The organism is Novipirellula methanifontis (assembly GCF_052161655.1).
In the GTDB taxonomy this organism is placed as follows: Bacteria; Planctomycetota; Planctomycetia; order Pirellulales; family Pirellulaceae; genus Novipirellula.
The window spans coordinates 3805476-3825603 of the sequence record NZ_CP197418.1; the positions used below are offsets into that span (position 1 = coordinate 3805476).

Genomic DNA, 20128 nt, shown 5'->3' on the forward strand with positions numbered 1-20128 from the left:
AGCGGCGAATTACCGCTTCTTCTTCAGATCAGGACGGCGACGTTTGTTGGGGCGCTCGATCGGTTCGACGGGTTTGTTGACCTGATTGCGAATTCGATCAGCAATCGTCAGCGGCTTGTCCTTTTTCTCGGTCGGAGTCGCGTTCCCATCCACAACACCCAGATCGAAGTGCTTTTTGGCGGGCAGCGTTTTCTTGACTAAGATCCGCTCGCAAATGCCCCAAAGGCTACTGGTGATAAAGTAGATACAGAGTCCTGCTGGAACGCGAAAGAAAAACAATCCCATCATCAACGTCATGATGTTCATCATTTTCTGAGTCATCGCGGTTTGTTCATCCGTTGCAGGCGGCATGAACAGTTTCTGTTGCAACAAGAACAGTCCAACAACGAAGACGGGCAAGATGTTGAAATAGGGACCGAGCCAGCCGGTACCGCGGCCCGCCAAATAATCCCACATCCAATCGCCCCAATAGGTCGCCATGTCAGGTCCGGCCAAGTTGGACGCCCAGCTTGTCGCTGACGACACCGCTTTTTGACGGAGTTCGATGTCGACCGAAAGAGCTCGATACAGCCCGATGAAAATCGGCAATTGCAAGAACATCGGCAAGCAACCTGCCATCGGATTGAAACCGACCCTGGCCTGCAATTCACGCTGGGCCTTGAGCCGACCTTCCATGTCGTCTTTGTATTTTTCCGAGATCTTCTTCAGTTCAGGTGCAAGTTCCTGCATCCGTTGAGCATTGATGGCGGCTTTGCGGCTGAGCGGAAACATCAATCCACGCACTAGCACGGTCAGCAAAATGATCGCGATTGCGTAGTTGCCAATGGCCCCACCGATCACGTGCAATAGTCCAGCCAACAGACGCGCGAATGGCGAAAACCAGCCGTAGTAAATCGTGTCGCCTAACCCATATTTCTCAACCAAGTCGGGATCTTTTGGGCCGGCGAAGAAACGCAACGTTTGCGTTAACGATTCGCCCGGTTTGACGGTGCTGACATTGCTGGTCAGATAGAACGAAGTGTTGACGGCCCGTTCTTGGTGCCGTGGGATTTCGTCTGCGTCAGCGATGATCCCCGCCGAGACGCGTTGCAGGTCGGTAAACGCATTCTTGCCGGCTTCGGGAAGATAGGCTGCGACAAAGTACTGAGCATCCACCGCGACGTACTTCAACGCTTGGGTGTTTACATCCGAGTCAGGCGAATAGATCGATTGATCAGGATCTTCGGGTTGCTTTTTGGCAAGCTTCAACAGGTCATAGCCACTCAGCAATTCGTGACGATTCGCTGCACTGGTGTAAACGATGTCGCGTGCCGCAGCACCGCTAAAGTTCGGACTGATTTTATTGCTGTACCACCAACCTTCTAGCGTCAAACCGTTGGGGCCGTGAAGTCGATAGGCAAGATCCTGAGGTTGATCGCCCTTGTTCTGGACTTCGATTCCCATGTCGATGACATAGCTCGCCTTTGCCAAACGATAGGTGCGAACTAAATCGAGCGGTTGCCCTTTTGCTTTTTCGAGCTCGTCACCGGTTAGCGATAAGCGAAAAGCGAGTTGGTCGACTTCCGAAATCGCCTGGTCGCCCTGCTCCTTGCTTTTCTCGATCGACCAGACAAGCGTGGCGGGGTCCGAAATACCTTTGATCGCTTCGTCGCCGACCAAGATGCCCTTGCGATTGACTTGTGCCAGCGTCATTAAACAGGACAACTCGGAATCGTTGCCAACAACTTCATCCGCACCGCCATCGCGGGCCAATCGGATCAGATCCAAAGGGTGCTCGCTTAGCTTGACCGTGACAGTTTGAGCCGCAAGGGAATCGGCCGATTTGTCGGCAGGGGCGTCGGACGAATCCAGCGTCTTAGAGGCCGGGTTCGTATTGCGTAGCAATTCCACTTTGACTGATTTGCCGGGTTTGGTTTCCCGCAGCGCGATGTCGATGTCGTCTCGTCGCAGGATCGCTTTGCCGTTCACTTTGGTAATGATGTCGCCGACCTGGATACCAGCGATTTTTGCCGGCGTGCCTGGGCCCACTACGTTCACCGTCACGCCGTCTGCCGCTTCGGCGGGAATGGCGGCAAAGTAACCCATGTATCCACTGCGAATGTCGACGCGGCGATACTTCAGTTTTCCATTGCCCTCTTCACGCTGGACCAATTCGATTCGCTCGATCGCTCCACCACGACTGTTCAGGGTGACGAGCATCGAATAGCCCGATTTGGGGTCCATCGATCCGAGTGTCATCCACTTTGGTGATGCGGGCCGCTTCACTGCAGGGTCTTGCGATTTTTCACCATCCTTCGCGGCATCGGCATCCGCTGGATCGGTGTTCTTGCTTGCTTCACCTTCGCTGCTGGCCAAATCGGCGTCGGTTTTCGAGTCATTTTCGTCCTCGAGCTCCTCGTCCAGCGGAGCGACAACCTGTTGCTTGTCTTTGGCGATTGGTTTTGGGGGAGGCATCACCCAATGCCGCAGCGACATATAGATGGCTAAGAACGCTGTGGAGTAAATGATAAAAGTAAGTAGACGCCGTTCCACAGTGATTGCCAGCAAAAGAGGAAAGAGAGGGGAGGTTTCGCGAGTGTTTGTGTGTAAACCCTCTATTCTGGCAGTGTTTTTAAATCTTGGGAAGGCGAACGAAATGGTTTTGCAGGAATGGCCTGAGGCGGCTGGACGCAAAATCCCAACGACTGGCAATTAATTTGCCGAAAACGGACTCGCCTCGATAATATGGGAACAATAGAGACGAGTTTTTCGTCCTATTTAAACAGTACAACCCCTCAATTACTTCCGCCCTGCTAGGCGAAACATGATCGACACACAGGTTTAGACGAAGCACGCTGCCCCCAAAGCTGGTTTGGTAAACCTTGCGGGTTGTACCGAATTTCTTCGTCTTAACGACTGTAACTTGTCGACGAGTAACCGATGAATGGGCCATGTGCATCCGGATTCCAAACCCGCTTGGACATGACTACCTGCTATTTTTTTGCACTTGCCGCCTGAGAGAACTGATGCGACGCAACTCCGAGAACCACTCGATTTCCTCCGAGAACCGCTCCAGCGCCGTAAACCCATCGAAAAAAGAACGTCACGGAATGCTTCGCGATTTTTTGACTTATTTTCGCACGGGTAGTGATACACCCGCTTCGGCAAAACGAGGCCGACTGCTGCTCGAATCACTCGAACAGCGGCAATTAATGGCGGGTGACGTCGAATTGATGTCTACCGATGGAGCTAGTGACCAAACGCTCAGCAACATCGCTTCCCAAACGGGCAACATCGCTTCACAGACCGGCAGCAGCGTGTCTCGGGCGGCCGAAGGGGAACTGAAGGCGGATCTCGTCGCGTTTGCCAAAGCCCTGAACCAAGCCGACGTGATCATGTACGGTGCCGAATGGTGTCCGGCATGTACTGAGCAGAAACAGTTGTTTGAGGACGGAGGCCAATTTCTACAGTTCATCGAGGTCACCAATCCCGATCGCACTCCATCGCAGATAGCGATTGACGAAGGCATCAGTAGCTACCCGACTTGGGAATTTCCGGATGGCACAAGGCTCGTTGGCGTGCAATCGCTTGCCACGCTGAGCGCTCGAAGCGGAGTGCCGATCCCTCAAGGCGAAACGCCAACGTTTACAACTGTCGGTAATAAGACAGTTCAGATTGGAGCTCCGCTACATGTTCCTATCGATGCCTACGATCCCGACGGCGGACCTTTGACCATCACCGTGAGTGTCCAGAATCCTGCGTTGCTGGATGCCGTTGTGCTATCGGGGAATCGCTCGATTCGTATCGACATGGACGGCTATGGCGACATGGTGTTTGAATTGTTCGAGGACCGTGCGCCGACCGCAACCGGACGAGTGATTGCGCTTGCCAACCAAAACTTTTACGATGGCATTCAATTCCATCGCGTCATCGACAACTTCGTGCTGCAAGGAGGTGACCCAACGGCGACTGGATCGGGTGGCTCGACGCTTGGTGATTTTGACGACGATTTTCACGCGGATTTGATGCACACGGGTTCGGGCGTATTGTCGTACGCTAAAGCAGGTGACGATACCAACGATTCTCAGTTCTTTATCACCGAGGGTTCGCAGCGATTTTTAGACTTCAACCACAGCGTCTTCGGACAACTGGTCGAAGGCGAAAAGGTGCGCGAAGCGATCAGCGGGCACGCGACTGGCACGAGCGACAAGCCAACGACCCCGGTTCGTATCACAAGCATCGACGTGTTTGACGACACCGAAAATGCCGTGGTGATGTTGAAAGCCAAGGGCAACGTGACCGGGACCACCAACGTCACTTATACGGTGACCGATGCACAAGGCCGCACGTACTCGGAAACCACCACGGTCAGTGTCGTCGCGGATAACGCGAACAGCCAACCGTTTTTGAACAAGATCACAGATCCTGCGGCGGTTCCAACCGGATCCAACGCGACGCTTGGCTTGTCGAGTGTCGATGTCGAGGGTGACGCGGTTACTTATTTTGTTACCTCACAAAACAGCAACGCAGCGACCGCGACGGTGAACCCCACGACAGGTGTGGTCACGGTGACACCGAAAAATGGTTTTGTCGGGACCGTCCCCGTGCTCGTCGGCGTGCGTCCAGGCGCTGGGGTGACTGGCAATTCGTCATCCGACAGCGACACTCAATTAGTAAACTTCACGTTCGGCAATGGCGAATCGGTTGCCACACCAACCGGAATCGATCTCAGCGCATCGAGCGACTCGGGAACCAGCAACACCGATAACATCACCAACGCGGGTTCGTTGTCGTTTGTTGTATCGGGAGTCACCTCGGGTGCGACCGTGGAATTGGTCAACACCGCGACGAATACGGTTGTCGGCGTCGGCGCAGCAACAGGGTCAACGATCACGATTACGACCAACAACATCGCGGCACTTGGCGACGGCACTTACAACATCGCAGCGCGACAACGAATCGATGGTATCACCAGCGAGCGAACTGCGGGTATTAACGTTGTTTATGACACCGAGTCCCCGGGTTCGGTGGTCAGCACGGCAGCGACGCAAGCCAACGTGGGCCGCGAGTTCCGCACCGATTTGATCAGCAGCGAAGAAGGCAACGGATTTACTTACAATTTGAAAACCGCTCCCGCCGGCGCGTCGATCGTGGCGGCAACCGGCGAAATCGTTTGGACGCCAACCGCCTCCCAAATTGGCGACAACACCTTTACTCTCGAATTGAGCGATGCGGCAGGCAACGTTCGCACCGAATCGTTTAACGTTAGCGTTTCGGGGCAACCGCTTGCCGAAATCAAGCTGACGCTGACGGATCTGCAGGGCCAACCGATCACCGCGGTTCAGGTCGGTCAAGAATTCAATTTAAATATGATCGGCGTCGACGCTCGCACCGGAGACGATCTCGATGGGATCTTCGCGGCGTTTGCCGACATTCTGTTTAACAGTGCGTTGATACGTCCCGTACCCGGATCGTCCATCACGTTTAGTGATCGCTTCCCAACCGTGCGAAAAGGTACGTACTCAGACGGCTTGATCGACGAAGTCGGAGCGGCAACCGATCGCTTGACGCCAAGTCAATTGACTGACAGTTTGATTGCGACGATCCGGATGGAAGCGTTGTCGACCGGATCGGTCAACATTCGTTCCGAGCCTGCGGATGCGGCGGATAGCGAAGTCTTGCTGTACGGCAACGATAATCGAATTCCAGCCGAGTCAGTGGCCTACGGCAGCGTCCAGCTGGCAATCGGACAAAACTTTACAGTCGCGGATGACAAGATCACTGTGGCCGAAGATTCCGCGCCGACCACTATCGATGTCCTTGCCAACGACCAAGTCATCAGCGGCAATGGAACGTTGACATTGGTCTCGGTGACACAGCCTTCGACCGGAGCGGCGGTTAGTATCCAAAACGGTAAAGTCGCATTTTTGCTTGACAATAATTTCAACGGCGACTTTGAATTTACCTATCGGGTCCGCGACACCCAGGGGATCCAAGAGGATGCAACTGTGACAGTCACCGTGACGCCGGTGAACGACCCGCCGACTGCCAACGACGACTCCTTCAACGTGGATCAGGGATCTAGCGCAGCTCCGCTGGACGTATTGCTCAACGACGCCATTGCGCCCGATACCGGAGAAACGTTGCGTGTCTCTGCGGTGCAAGGAACAACAGCCCAAGGCGGCACGGTTACGATCTCGCAAAACGGACAATCGGTTCTCTATACTCCGCCTGCGAACTTCACGGGAAGCGACTCGTTCACGTACACCGTCTCCGATGGCTCGTTGACAGATGAAGCCACGGTGTCGTTGGTCGTGAAGTCGGCTGACCCACCGCCAACCGCTGTCGCAGACGCATTTACTGTGGCTGAGGATGCCGCCGACGCACAGTTCAATGTGCTTACTAACGATACTCGTGACGCTGCCAACCAAGCGTTCACGATTATCTCGGTCGGGACCGCGGACAAGGGTGGTGCAGCACGTGTGAATTCCGACGGAAGTCAGATCTTCTACAAACCTGCCGCCAACTTTAATGGCACTGAACAAGTCACCTACACGATTCGCGATACTGGCGGTGGCATTGCCGTCGGTACGGTCACGTTCACGGTTACCGCAGTCAACGACGCGCCTCCGGTCGTCACCGCTGTTAGCAAACAACATAACGGTACAACCGAAAAGTCCATCTTTACGCTCACGGAGTTGCCCGCGAACGTTGACAGTGGCGAGACGTTGACCTTCTCGAACCTAGGGACGCCGACCGCTGGCGGAACGGTTCGTATTGATGCGACCACGGGTACGATTTTCTACAAACCTGCGGCCGGGTTTAAGGGCACTGACACGTTTACGTACCGAGTCAACGACGGCAGCGGATTGACAAGCACCGGAACGATTACGGTTGAAGTGTTTGACTTTGTTCCTCGCGACGTGCTGCTGAACTTTTTGGCGACCGACGTTGACCCGAGCCAGATTAGTGGCATCAAACTAATGGGAACCGACGCTTCAAACACAGCCGTTGAAATCCCCTTGTCATTCACTGGTGCCCAGCCTTCGTTTAAAGACATTTTGCCTGGTACCTATCAGTTGCAAATCCCTTCGCTTCCGTTCTTTGATAATGGATCGACGCCACAGAATTTGACGGTGACAAGTTTGCCGGAGGATGGCGACACGACCGTTGACATCTCACTTGGACGACTTCGCCCCGAGTTCATCACGATCCGCGACTGGCTGGGCTCCACTCCAAAGCAGTCGTTGTTGGTCGCTGTGGAACCGGGCGGCAGTAGCGCTTTGGTCGTGCCAACCGCTGCGGTCAAGAGTATCACCAGTCCTTCGGTTGCTCTCGATTCGACGAGTGCGAACATCACGATCAGCGGAACCAAGACGACCACGTCGTCAACGGGAACTGTTACCACCGCGGATGTGCAAGCCACGTTGCCCACCACTGCGGATCGACGGGTGCAATCGCTTGGGCAATCGGGACAGATGCAACTTTACCGGATCAGTGTGGAAGAGACTGACGTCACCTTTGCTCCGAAGACCACCACTGCCGCATCGACTGCGGCGCAGGGTGAATTTGTCGAATCAAGTTCCACGGCAGCAACGCCGGTTGCCGCGCAGGCAGACGCCGGGACTTTGGCGGTCAGTACCCCATCGCAAACGGACGCGGCAGGGTCAACACTTGATGGGACTGAGGATTGGGTCGGCGAATCGCTGCTCCGTTCGCAGTTGGCGAGCTTTTCGGCTGCGTCTTCGAACGCTGACGCGGTGGATGATGCGATGAGTCAAGTTGCGTCCGAGTTGACTCGGATTTCCAAGTCAGGTGACGCGATTGCCGAGCAGGACGCCAGCCAGAATCTGCTCAGCGATCAAGCGATCGATGCCGCAATCGCCTCCGATTTATAAGAATCGGCGGCGCTGGTTTTGCAATTCAAGCGGTATGTTACTGTCGTAGCCAAGTTCGCCAGAACGTGATTTTCAACGGTCTGGCGACGGCAGCTACGTCGAAATCCGACTGAAGTGCATGGCTCCAAACGTGAACCCATACGAAGCTGTAACGTCAGTTCGAGCAACTAATGCTCACGGGCGGCGATTATCGCAGCCTTCCGGCAAACGTGTTGCATGGAACGCGTTTCTACTGCTGATTGCTGCGTTTTTGCTGGCGGACAATTACTCACGCTTTACACCAAGCCTCACGCGACTTCTCTCGCGATCGCACGACGACATCGATGCGGTCACATCGCTCGCCCGATGCACTGGACTCTTTACACCAGTCTTCGTTCTTGTTGCGTTTTCAACATTCTTCTTTTCAAAACGGGGCTGGGCAATTCGGTTGCTGTTTCTGATTCCCCTCTTTTCGATTCTGATGCGATCCCTACCTCCGCGAACGATCAACTGCTTATTGTCGGTCGTCTATTTTCTCGCCGTGTCCTCAATCTTATACGCGGGTGTCGGATGGCCAATCCTCATCCGAAACCGTGGTGCCGAGCAGCGTGAATGATGGCTGCCAGTCAGCCAATTTTTTTGACTTCAGAGCGGGGCAATCGCTGCGAGTTGGACGTCCTTTGGCGTGGTTTCAAGTCGATAAATCACTGCCGCGATGCGGCTTTAATTGCGGTCTCGGGAGCTTGGAAAGGCCTGTTCGCTTCCCCAAAACCATTAAAGTGCGTAATTTACGGAAAAATAAAGTTCCCCATTGACATAATGCCCACTGACGCTAGTCCCCCCCATGAAACCCGTTTTCGGTCCAAGATTGCGCTCTCAAAACGACTATATTGCAGAAAACACTGAAAAACGTGGGCTTTTTTGGGCAAAGCCGGGTTGCGTCAGTGGCATCACGGACATAACACTTTGCCCTATTGAAAACATCGAGCAAAACAGCTCACCCCAGATTACTCTCACCCTGTCATTAAGAAGGTTGTTGCACATGGCTAAAGCCGCACCCAAGGCAGCCCCACTCAAGGCTCCGACCAAGACTCAGATTTTGGCTAACATCTCTGAGTCGACCGAACTTACGAAGAAGGACGTTGCCGCCGTCTTCGATGCGTTGACCGCTGAAATCGAAAAAGCGATCAGCAAAGGTGGCCCAGGCCAGTTCGCAATTCCTGGTCTTTGCAAGATCATCCTCAAGGACGTTCCTGCGAAGCCAAAGCGAAAAGGCCGTAATCCTGCCGACGGCAGCGAAATTTGGTTGAACCCTAAACCAGCCAGCAAGAAGCTTTCGATCCGACCATTGAAGGGTCTGAAAGAAATGATCTAAAAACCCTTCTGGGTTTTCTGATCATCCAATGTCTTCGGACAATGCCTTCGGGCGAACGCAATCCAAGTAGCTGGCAATCACCGATTTCGATCGGGTTGCCAGCTCTTTTCGATTTGCGACGACTCTTTTCTTTTCCACTGACACTTTCTATTTCAGTGAACCTGGCTTCGTTTCTAGAGCGTCCGAGCCGGAAATCGATGGTTCATCGGCCACACCACAACAAATAAAATCACGGCATTGGTATTTCGTGATTTTTCTCATTTTTGTTAAAGGTCCAAGTCAGAACCAATTTCCTTCGATTCACTCGGTGTTCGACATGCGACGACTCTGCCTCGGAACCTGCATGCTTGCGTTGGCGTTAACCAATGTCGGCTGTAGGCAAACGACTGGCCCAACTGCGGGCGGCCCGCTCACGCCAGTAGGCCCAATGGCCCCGGTTGGACTAACGCCCGCACCTGTCGGAGGGATGGGAGCCTCGGCATTTAGCCCGACGGGAGCCGCCACACGTGTACCACCTCCACCAAACAATTCGTTCCAAAACCCCGGCGGTGGGCCGGCAAGCTTTGTCCCGTACGGACAAGCCAACGCGGCACCGTTCCGGTCGGGTAACGAACTGCAACCATTCGATTCGTTCTCGTCCAATCAACAGCAATCCTACGGGCCTCGCCCGCTGGCCTCGGCTGCGGGCGGAGGCAACTCGTATGGCAATCAAGCCATCGGTTCGGGCGTCGCAACAACTGGATGGACGGAAACAAACGCTCAAGTCAGTACGGTCTCGGGAACCTTTGACAATCCAAACCAAAATCCGAACCAAAACTATGGGAATCCAGCCAACGGGTACGAGCCCGCCAACTCGGTACCACGAGTTCGCTTTAACGGAATGCAGGTCAATGACCTAACCGGCGCTCCGCCGACGCCTTACAACGTCACGCCGAGTGCTCCTTATGCGGCTCCGATGCAAGCGTCCACGATGAGCCGCGGATATTATCCGCCCTCGTTCGACAATAACAATGCGGTTAATTTGGCGCCCCAGCGTGCACCGGCGGAGTATCGATCGAATCCGCAATACAACCCGCAACCGACTACAAACTCGCAATGGGGGCCCGCTGCGGACGCGTCCGCAGCTTTGCAACCACTGTCGACGGCGCCGCCAAATAGTCGGGCCGATTTGCCATTGGGTGCTGCACCAATCGGAAACGAACGCTCGCTCGCTCCGGGACTGCAACCTGCTCCGCAACCGAACAACACGAACGCTGCGGACACAACCGTCAATGCGTTTGAATTAGGAAACAGCCAGCTGGTCGAGCATCAACCTCGTTCATCGATGGCCCCAGCGTTTCAGGGGGCCCAGCGTTTCACAACGCCACTTCCCGGCACGACACAGATTGGCGAATCGGTGCCGCAAACCGCCGACAACAATAACTCACTTCGCTGGGGACGCCCACGAACGGCGTTCTAAGAAAGTTGTGTAAAGAACTCTGTTTTAAGAACTCTGTCACGACAAGTCCCGCAGGCACTAGTGCGGCGAGAGCATTGCAAAAGACGAGTCAATCGGGGCGAAGCCGAATTGAGGATCTTTCCGCGGCTTGTTCACTACGGCCGATAACAATTCCTGCAAGTCTTCGATCGGCTCAGGTTTGCTGTACAGATACCCTTGGCCGAAATCGCACTTCAGATCACGGAGTTGCTGCAATTGCCGCGTCGTTTCGATGCCTTCGGCAATCACGCGTGTGTCAAGATTGTGAGCCAGGGTGATGATCGCGTGAATAATCGATTCATAGTCGTCTCCGACTTCCATCGTTGAGACGAACGAACGATCAATCTTTAACACATCGATCGGGAATCGGTGCAAACAGCTCAGCGATGAATGGCCGGTGCCGAAGTCATCCATGTGCAAACGAATTCCTAGATTACGAATTTCGCTAAGACAATCAACGACTTGTTCGGGGCTATCCATGATCATCGATTCGGTGATCTCGAGATTCAATTGGCCCGGCGAAACATTTTCGGTTTCGAGTACGTCCTTCAAGAGGGCGACAAATCCTGAGTCGGCGAGTTGTCGTTTTGAAACGTTCACGCCGATTGAAATTGGCGGACCGTCGCCTCGTGCCTCATTCAAACGATGAATCGTGCGACACGCTTCTTCCAGAATCCAGCGACCGATGGGAACGATCAAGCCAATCTCTTCGGCAACAGGCACAAATTCAGCCGGGCTAATTAACCCCTTTGTCGCGTGGTCCCAGCGAACAAGCGACTCCAGACCGACAATCACTCCCGTTTCGATGTCAAAAATTGGCTGATAAACCAAACGCAACCCACCGTCCTTGAGCACGGTGCGCAGCGCTTCTTCGAGTTCGAGTCGTTTGAGCACCGATTCGTGCATCGCGTGGTCAAACACTGCCAAACATTGCTTGCCGCTGAACTTGGCCCGGTACATTGCTAGGTCAGCGTTTCGCATCAATTCTTCGGGGGTGGTCACCGCATCGTTGGAAAACGCAATGCCAAGGCTCGTTCCGAGCGTCAATTCGTGGCCGCCAACGGTATAACGGCCGATCAGATCCATGCGAATTTGCTCCGCGAATTCGGTGGCAACCACTTCGCTTGCAACGTTGCCGAGGAAAATGACGAATTCGTCGCCACCGAGTCGGGCGACTAAGTTGTGTGTTTTGGTTTCCGAGTTGCGTGAAACGGAATCCACTGCCGCTTGCAATCGCTCACCAATGGCGACTAACAACTGGTCACCGACGGCGTGGCCGAGGCTATCGTTGATGATCTTGAAATTATCGAGATCCAAGAAGATAAGCGCGTCACAGCTGCCAGGACGGAATGATCGATTCGCAAATCGCGACTCAAGCATTTGTTTTAGGTGGGTGCGGTTGGGCAGATTCGTTAACGCATCGTGAGTCGCTGCGTGCTGCAGTTCCGATTCCGCCGTTTTTCGTTGGCGAATCTCGACATGCAATTGCTGGTTCGAACTGCACAACTGTTTCAGCCGCGAGACCATAGTGTCGATATTGGTCGCCAAATCACCAAATTCGTCGTTGCGATTGATTTCTGAACGAGCTGAGAAGTTGCCGGTTTCGCCCATTCGCGTGGCATGTTGAGACAATTGATTCAGCGGATTGATCACGATTTGTTGAAGCAGCAACAACAAGATCGATAGCACGACGAACGCGGCAGCGACAAGCGATCCGATGGCATAATGCATCGCAATCCGACCCTCTTGCGAGATGTTTCGTCGAACAAACGCGTAGGTGATCAGTGCGGGATTGCCTTCGATGTCAAACAGTGCGCCTTGGGCGACGAGGTTTTCTTCGTCGATTTCGCGAATATAAATCCGTGCGTTGGCTCCGTCACGCGAACGGTATTCCTTGGAGCGAAGTGAAACCGGAAGCGTCTCTCGAGCGGCAATCGATAGCTGATCGATGCTTTGGACTTGAAAGGCAACGTCGGTTTGTTCCGCCTTTGCGGTGATCGCTTTTTGATCTAAGAAACGCCCCACCACGATCACGCCCTCGGTGTGTGCGGCGTCTTCGCGCATGATTGGGCGTGCCAGTACGATCATCGGACCGGCTTCGGTCATCATGATCCCTCGCGTTTCAGACGATTCCGAGTGTTCGTCTGCCAATGACGCCGTGACAAGCGGATGCGTTAGCGGCCAACGCTCGGTTGGGAACGACTCGATCGTGGCTTGCCCTTTCGTTTCGGGTGCCAAAATCGATTGGAAGATAACGTTGCCATCTTTATCGACGATGGCCAACATATCGAGATGGCGATCCGAATACCTTTGATTCCGCCCTCTGCGGCGATCAAAACATTCGGTCGTTTGATCGACGTAGTCTTGCATCCCGTCCCACTGCGTGGGTAGGTCCAACACCAAATGAAAATTGTCGACATCGCGTTGGATGCTGGCGTGGCAACGTTGTAGATCCTTCGTCGCTTGGAATTGTTCGAGTGCGACGAAACGCGGCATTACCACGTATTGATGGATCGCTGAGTCAATCACCACATACGTGATGAAGACAGCAATCAGGGATAACAATATTTTGAGTCGCAGATTCATTCAGCCAAGTCCTACCCCGCCAGCACGCACGACTCGTTCGGGCAGCATGAATTGCAATGACAACGGCGCAACATCATGACAAGAACGAATGCGGAACGCGGGAGCCGCACCTGCGGACACCAACGACTAACGCTCCGTAACAACTGTACGACATTCCTTAGCGTTATCGGAGGCGCAGCATTTCAGAAATCCGAAGCTCGATCGATGCCGATGGCGCAGGCGTTAGAGACCGAACAAACGGACATGCCCCCGCATGCAGAATTGCGAAAAGAGGCTCTTGATTGAGCCCGCATCGCATGAGGGTGGCGAGGGGTGAGGGGCAACCAGATGTGGCCACGACGGTGAGGGCGTAATGCCATTTTTTGGCAATCGCGGCGTTTTTCTGCCACCTCTCCACCAACTTCGGAGACTGCTGAATTAGTTAGCCGTTTTGGCGCTAGCCACGGTTTCGTCAGCATCTAACCGGGGCTAGCGCCCAAACGGCTAACATAAGCGCAGTGATGTCGGACTACTTCAGCAGTCTCCTTCCTCGGTGGAGAGGTAACTGCAGTTTGGGCCGGAAGAAAAACTCACCCCCAATATCTGATGACAACTGCAAACAGTTAGCGGTCCAGGCTCGCGCCGCACCGCTCCGAATTCTCTTGCGTGCCGGCGTAGTTCAACGTTGCTGCGACGGTCCAGGCCGTAAAATCGTATTAAACGGCCCTGACGTGTGTTCTAAGCCGCTTCGTCGTAATAACCGGCCTCGTCCCGGCCATCGCCGTCCCAGTCGCCTACGACGGGTTGGCTGTTCTCGCTTGCACGTGGCACTTGGATCTGGAGATCGTTGCCGGTGATCTTGCGATCTCCGTCGGTGTCGATGATCCAGACATCGCCGCGTACGACTCCGATCTCGTCGATTCCATCACCGTTGAAATCACCGACGATCGGTTCATCACCGGGGCGTCCGAATTCGACTTTCTCGTCGTTCTTAGTCCAGCGTCCATCGCCGTCGGTATCGAGCATCCAGGTCCCACCACGGAAGACGGCGATTTGATCGATGCCGTCGCCATTCCAGTCGCCTGCCATTGGGGTGTCGACTTGTTCGCCGTACTGGAACACGTGATCGACCGCGTCAGCACGCAAGTTGCCATCGTTACCGCGTCGCAAGAAACGCTCGCGATCTTCACCACGATCGTCGACGTGTTTGGCCAATTCCTCAGCCGACAATTCACGACGACGCTTGTTCTCGGGATCGGGAAGTCCAGGATCCTTTCTAATACGTTGCGGGTCACGATGCCATTGACGACCAAAAATTGCGACGTCGTCTTTTCCGTCTCCGTCCCAGTCGCCGACGACCGGACGATCCAGTTCGGTACCCAGTTTGATCCACATGTCCCCTTCGTCCCAGCGACCGTCACCGTTCAGGTCAACGAACCAATGTCCGTTGACGAACAGTACTGCCTCGTCTTTGCCGTCGCCGTCAAAGTCGCCCGTCAGTGCGATCGCATCTTTTTCGCCCATCGTCAAGCGATTGGCGATCTCCATCATTTCGCCATCGGAGTTGACGATCACCCAGCGACCTGAGGTATGTTCACCCTCGGTCCAGTTTTCTTGCATCGAAGTTGCTCCGACGGTCTTGATCACCGCCGAGTTGTCTTGCGCCGATCCTCCGGGGAAGCCCCCGTTGATCACACTGAGGTGCCACGAAACGGCCCATTCATCGTCCGCGATACTGGGACGACGGATCGATTGAATCTCACCAAATCCGACCAATCGGATCGTCGGATCAAATGTCTCAATCGGTGCATAGACTTTGATGTCTTCGATTGGATCTTCAATCAACTGAGGGATCGCAGGTTGGGTGATAGCGATCTCGCTAAAGTTGTTGCTACGACTCGCTCCGCCCGCGCCCAAATTGATGAATAGAATTGCGTCGTCGCGTGGGTCGGTCGCTTCGCTGAGTGCCAACGTTTGAATGCGAATGGCATCGTCTTCGGCGACAGCGTCTGCGGGGTTAACCGCAACGCCGCCGGTGGAACCCGCGGTATCCAGACCGTCAATGAAGTTGTCAGGTTGCACCTGATAGACACTGTAGGTACCTGGGCGAAGTCCGGTGAATTCATAGAAACCAAATTCATCGGTCGTGACTCGGATCACGCCATCGGGATAGACGCCCGCGAGTGCTCGGTCAGATGTGAAGGCTTCGCCTAAAACGTTTCTCAGTTCCAGCGTCACGCCGCCGATCAGCATGTCATCGTCGGTCAACAGACCGTCTTTGAATTCACGCAAATCCTCGGCACTCGGTGGCGTGTTCGCCGGAATCGCCGAACCGTCTTGGAACACAAATCCCGAGATTGTCGCAGGTGGTACTTCTGGGAAATCATAGTCCACGGCTTTGGTGCCACCGGTCAGTTTAATGCCGCCGATAAGGTCGTCGCCGGTCACTGAACCGCCCTCCGATCCGGGCAGCGCCCCGCCGTCAAACAGATCCGCAGGTTGGTACTCGTGAACCGAGTATATGCCGGGTGCGAGGTTGGCAAACGTGTAGTTGCCCGAACCATCGGTGCGAGTTTGTGCAATCCGATTGCCAACTTCGTCCAGCAAATCGATCAGGATATTACCGAGCGGAATATCGCCCGAGTTGAACACGCGGTCCAAATCGGTCTCTTTCCACACCGAGCCCGAAATGGTCGAGGGTTCGAGTTCGCAGAAGTCGTAATGGACCACGTTGGCCCCAGCGACCAAATCGAGAGCCAGATGATCGTCACCGATCACTTCGCCTCCGCCGCTTCCGACACTTTGTCCGCCTTGGAAAAATCCGTCGGGTTGAATCTCGACGATGTGGTAGCGGCCTGGTGGCAAGTTGCCAAACCGGTACAGTCCGCTGGCATTGGTGGTCGTTTCGGCGATCCGGTTGCCGGATTCATCACGAAGCTCGACACGGACGCCCGCAATTGGCTTTTCACCTTCGTCGTAGGTGCAGTTACCGTTGCTATCGACGTGCACGTAGCCGCTGATCGAACCAGGCAACAATTCGCCGAAGTCATAATCCACGACGTCGCGACCGGCGGCAAGTTTTAGCCCCGTCAAGTCGGCGCCGAGAATGTTACCACCGCCGCTGCCGATGTGCTGGCCGCCTTGGTAGTAGCCTGCGGGTTGATGTTCAAAGATTTGATAGTCGCCGGGGGCGAGTCCTTCGAATAGATAGCGGCCGTTGGCATCGGTCACGGTCGTGGCAACCACGTTTCCGTTTCCGTCTCGCAAATCGACTTTCACACCCGCGATCGTTGCTTCATCGGAATCTCGCTGGAAATCCACGTCCGCATCGATGTAGACGACGCCGCTAATCGATCCCGGTGGCAGTTCACCAAAGTTGTAGTCGACAACGTCATGACCGGCGGACAGTTTCAGTCCGGTCAAGTCCTGGCTGATAATCATGCCGCCGCCGCTTCCGATATGCTGAGCCCCTTGGAAGAAGCCAGTCGGTTGCTGTTCAAAGATTTGATAGTTGCCCGGTGCAAGCCCCTCGAACAAGTAACGGCCGTTTGCATCCGTGACGGTGGTTGCAACGATGACGCCCTTCTCATTTCGCAATTCCATCGTCACACCGCGGATCGGGCTTTCGCCGGTGTCCCGTTGGAAGTTGCCGTCGGCATCGATGTAAACGACACCACTAATCGATCCCGGTGGCAATTCACAGAAATCGTAGTCCACGATATTAGCACCGGCCAGCAAGGTCGTGCCTAGCAAGTCTTGGTCCAGCACGACACCGCCGCCGCTGCCGACAACTTGGCCGCCTTGGAAGAAACCATCGGGCTGTTCTTCAAAGATTTGGTATTCGCCGGGACGCAATCCTTCGAAGCTGTACCCGCCGTTTGCGTCGGTGGTTGTGCGAAGCAAGACGCGGCCGTTACCGTCTCGCAATTCGATTTTTACACCGGCGATCGGAGCTTCGTCGGGATCACGCACGCAATCGCCGTTGCTGTCGACATACACGACGCCGCTGATCGAACCAGGCATCAGTTCGCCAAAGTTGTACTGGGTTAACCGATCACCCCAGCCAATCGGAATGCTTGAAATGACATCGTCGACCGAGTCATCACCGCCGTTGTTACCAGCTTGTTGCCCCCCTTGCAACCATCCCGTCGGCTGCATTTCGCGAACCGTGTAGGATCCCGCTGGCAGATACGTGAACCGGTACGCTCCATTGGCATCGGTGCGAGTCGACGCCACTTTTTCGCCATCGCTATTAAACAATTCGACCAGCACGTTGCCGATTCCGGCTTCGCCCGTGTCACGTCGGTTATCGTTATCGCGATCGTCGTACACAACGCCGTTGAGTTCCGCAGGCGGACGTTCGCAGAAATCGTAATCCACGGCGACTTCGGCCGACGATAACGTAATCTTGCTGATCCGGTTCGGTGGATCCGCCAAGCCGCCCGCCGAACCGGCGTGCGAGGTGCCTTCGAAGTAACCGTCCACTTCGCCTTCGATCACGGTGTATTCACCTGGCGCGATGTTGGTGAACGAGTACTTGCCCTCGGCGTTGGTGGTGGTCCGAGCGACTTCGTTTCCGTTGGCGTCAAGCAAGCGGATCACGACGCCCGACGGAGTGACTTCGCCTTCGTCGTAATCACAATCATCATCTGCATCGACATGCACACGGCCGGAAAGCGTGGCACCAACCAGTTCGCCAAAGTTGTACTCTGCCCCGGACTGGCCTTGCTTTAGCTCAATATCGACCAACGAGTCGTCGTCACTGCCGAGTCGTCCGACTCGCGTTCCCGAGATCGTTCCCACAGCGTCTTTGCCGTCATAGAAATTGTCGGGTTGAGTTTCGACCAAACGATAGACGCCGGGAATAATTCCCTTGAATTCGTAACGTCCATTGGCATTGGTAACGGCGGTGGCGACGACCTTGCCACTCGCGTCGATCAGCGAAACCGTGGTTCCTGCGATACCTTCTTCGCCACCGCCGCGATTGCCATCATCGCTGCGGTCGTGATACACAAATCCACTGATCGTGGCTGGAGCGATCTCGCAGAAATTGTACTCGACACCGCGTCCATTGGCGGTCATCGTGATCTCTTGGATCAAGCCCCCGCCGACGGCGGTCCCGGAAATGGATCCATCTACACGACCGGCACGCGCACCACCATCGAGCAATCCGACCGGCGTGTATTCAACGATCCGGTAGTTACCAATCGGCAGTTCATCGAACTCGTAACTTCCATCGGCCGCAGTTCGTGTTTCGGTGATGATGGTGCCGAAGGCATCCTGCAACACCACACGGACACCTTCGATCGGCTTGTTGCCCGGAGCATCGTGAGGGCCTTCGCAATCTTCACCGGGTGCCACCAAGTAGACGAAGCCTGTGATCGAACCAAACGGCGTTTCGCCAAAGTTGTAATCGACGCCGTTGCTTGCACCCGCCAACACGATGTCGTGGATGGCATCGCCAGGGTTGTCGGCACGTCCTACAACACGACCGTTGATCGTTCCGGGAGTATCAAGACCATCGTTCAAGAACGCGGGCTGGTTGACTTCGATGACTTTATAAGTCCCGGGTGCCAAACCGTTGAACGAATACGAACCATCCGCCGCAGTGGTAACGGTGACTGCGGATTGCGCCGAGATGGTGTTGATGGGAACTAATTGAACGCGAACACCGGCGATCCCCGTTTCGTTGGCGTCTTTTTGGCCGTCGTTGTTATCGTCGCGGTAGACATACCCTGACACCGATGCCGCATTGGCTTCGGCAAAGTCGTACCGGACCGCGTCGGTATCACCAAGTGTAATATCGATGTCGGCTAACACATCGATCGATTCGACTCGGCCGCTGGCAACGCCGTCGACCGTACCCGGGATCGCCCCCACGCTGAACAAACCAGCGGGCTGCGTCTCGACAATTCGGTAGCGTCCAGGCGCGAGGCCCAATGCACGTGGGAAAACGTATTGGCCGTCCCCATCGGTCGTGGTGTGGTGCCCGGTATCGACGTAGCGATTGGTGGCTTCGTTCCATTTGAACAGCGAAATGTTTACGCCGTTAATCGGCAATTCGCCAGCGTCCCGGGTCTTGTTCAAATTGTTGTCGAGCCAAACTTGGCCTGCGATCGAGATTGGTTTCGCGATCTGGCCGGTGGTCGCAACAGCGGCAGCTGAGCGGTTCGGGCGACTATCGGCTCCGGTTCCCTCGTCGGGCGGCAAGTTCAAATTATGATCCTTCGCAGGATCTCCGTAGTCATTCAAAAAGACCGCGTCCGCGTGCGAAGTCTCGTAGTGCGGAGCATCGAAGGTTGCTTCGAGAATCGAGTCCTGGAACTCTTGGCCCGATGCGATCACATCCAAACGACTGTTGAATTGATCCAAATCCGCTAGGTTACGCAGCACTTCATCGACATCGATCGTGAATTCCAAACGGTCACCCGCGCGGAATCCCGACAACCTCAGCACCAATTCTTGGCCGCCGTCTTCGACTTCGGCAGTGGCGTCGACCGTATGCCCGTCGGCGGTCAGAATACGAACGATTTGGAAGTTGTGAGCGCCGTTTTTGCCACGGCCACCCTGCTCGGTGTCATAAATCAGGTCACCTACGGAGATTCCATCGTTGTCTTTGTCCGTGCGGATTCGCAGTTCGTTCAGCTCTGTGCCAGCCGCACCACCGGTGAACGACAGGATGAAGCGGTCGCCTTGAGAATCGCTACCGACGTCCTGGTCCGATTCCAAATAATCGGTTTCGATGTAAACGACCCCGACGTGAATTGGATCGGCCGCGAACAAACGACGACTCTCAAGCTTCTCGGACGTCAGCATTCGTCGCTTGACGTTTTTTGTCCGTGTACTGCTTTGGTT

At 55.0% G+C, this 20128-nt stretch carries 6 protein-coding genes; 3 read left to right on the forward strand and 3 right to left on the reverse strand.

The genetic code is table 11. The features are described 5' to 3' along the window. Positions 1-9 precede the first annotated feature (9 nt). Positions 10-2532: a membrane protein insertase YidC gene (yidC, locus tag SH528x_RS13355; RefSeq protein ID WP_442511015.1), complete on the reverse strand. Its 2523-nt coding sequence runs from the start codon at positions 2530-2532 to the stop codon at positions 10-12. A 473-nt stretch (positions 2533-3005) separates the two neighbouring features. On the opposite strand from yidC, the gene SH528x_RS13360 reads away from it, so the two are divergent. From SH528x_RS13360 to SH528x_RS13370, 3 genes are all read left to right on the forward strand, one after another. Then, a complete protein-coding gene (locus tag SH528x_RS13360; RefSeq protein ID WP_442511016.1) occupies positions 3006-7877 on the forward strand; it encodes an Ig-like domain-containing protein in 4872 nt (1623 codons plus the stop codon). A gap of 823 nt (positions 7878-8700) precedes the next feature. Continuing rightward, a complete protein-coding gene (locus tag SH528x_RS13365; RefSeq protein WP_442511017.1) occupies positions 8701-9231 on the forward strand; it encodes an HU family DNA-binding protein in 531 nt (176 codons plus the stop codon). Positions 9232-9547: 316 nt separating this feature from the next. Beyond that, entirely contained in the window at positions 9548-10690 is a 1143-nt protein-coding gene (locus SH528x_RS13370; protein ID WP_442511018.1) for a hypothetical protein, read from the forward strand. A 57-nt stretch (positions 10691-10747) separates the two neighbouring features. On the opposite strand, the gene SH528x_RS13375 is transcribed toward SH528x_RS13370, so the two are convergent. Together SH528x_RS13375 and SH528x_RS13380 are read right to left on the reverse strand one after the other, a co-directional pair. Next, a complete protein-coding gene (locus SH528x_RS13375) occupies positions 10748-13294 on the reverse strand; it encodes a bifunctional diguanylate cyclase/phosphodiesterase (RefSeq protein WP_442511019.1) in 2547 nt (848 codons plus the stop codon). Positions 13295-14011: 717 nt separating this feature from the next. Next, entirely contained in the window at positions 14012-20089 is a 6078-nt protein-coding gene (locus tag SH528x_RS13380; RefSeq protein ID WP_442512125.1) for an SdrD B-like domain-containing protein, read from the reverse strand. Positions 20090-20128 lie beyond the last annotated feature (39 nt).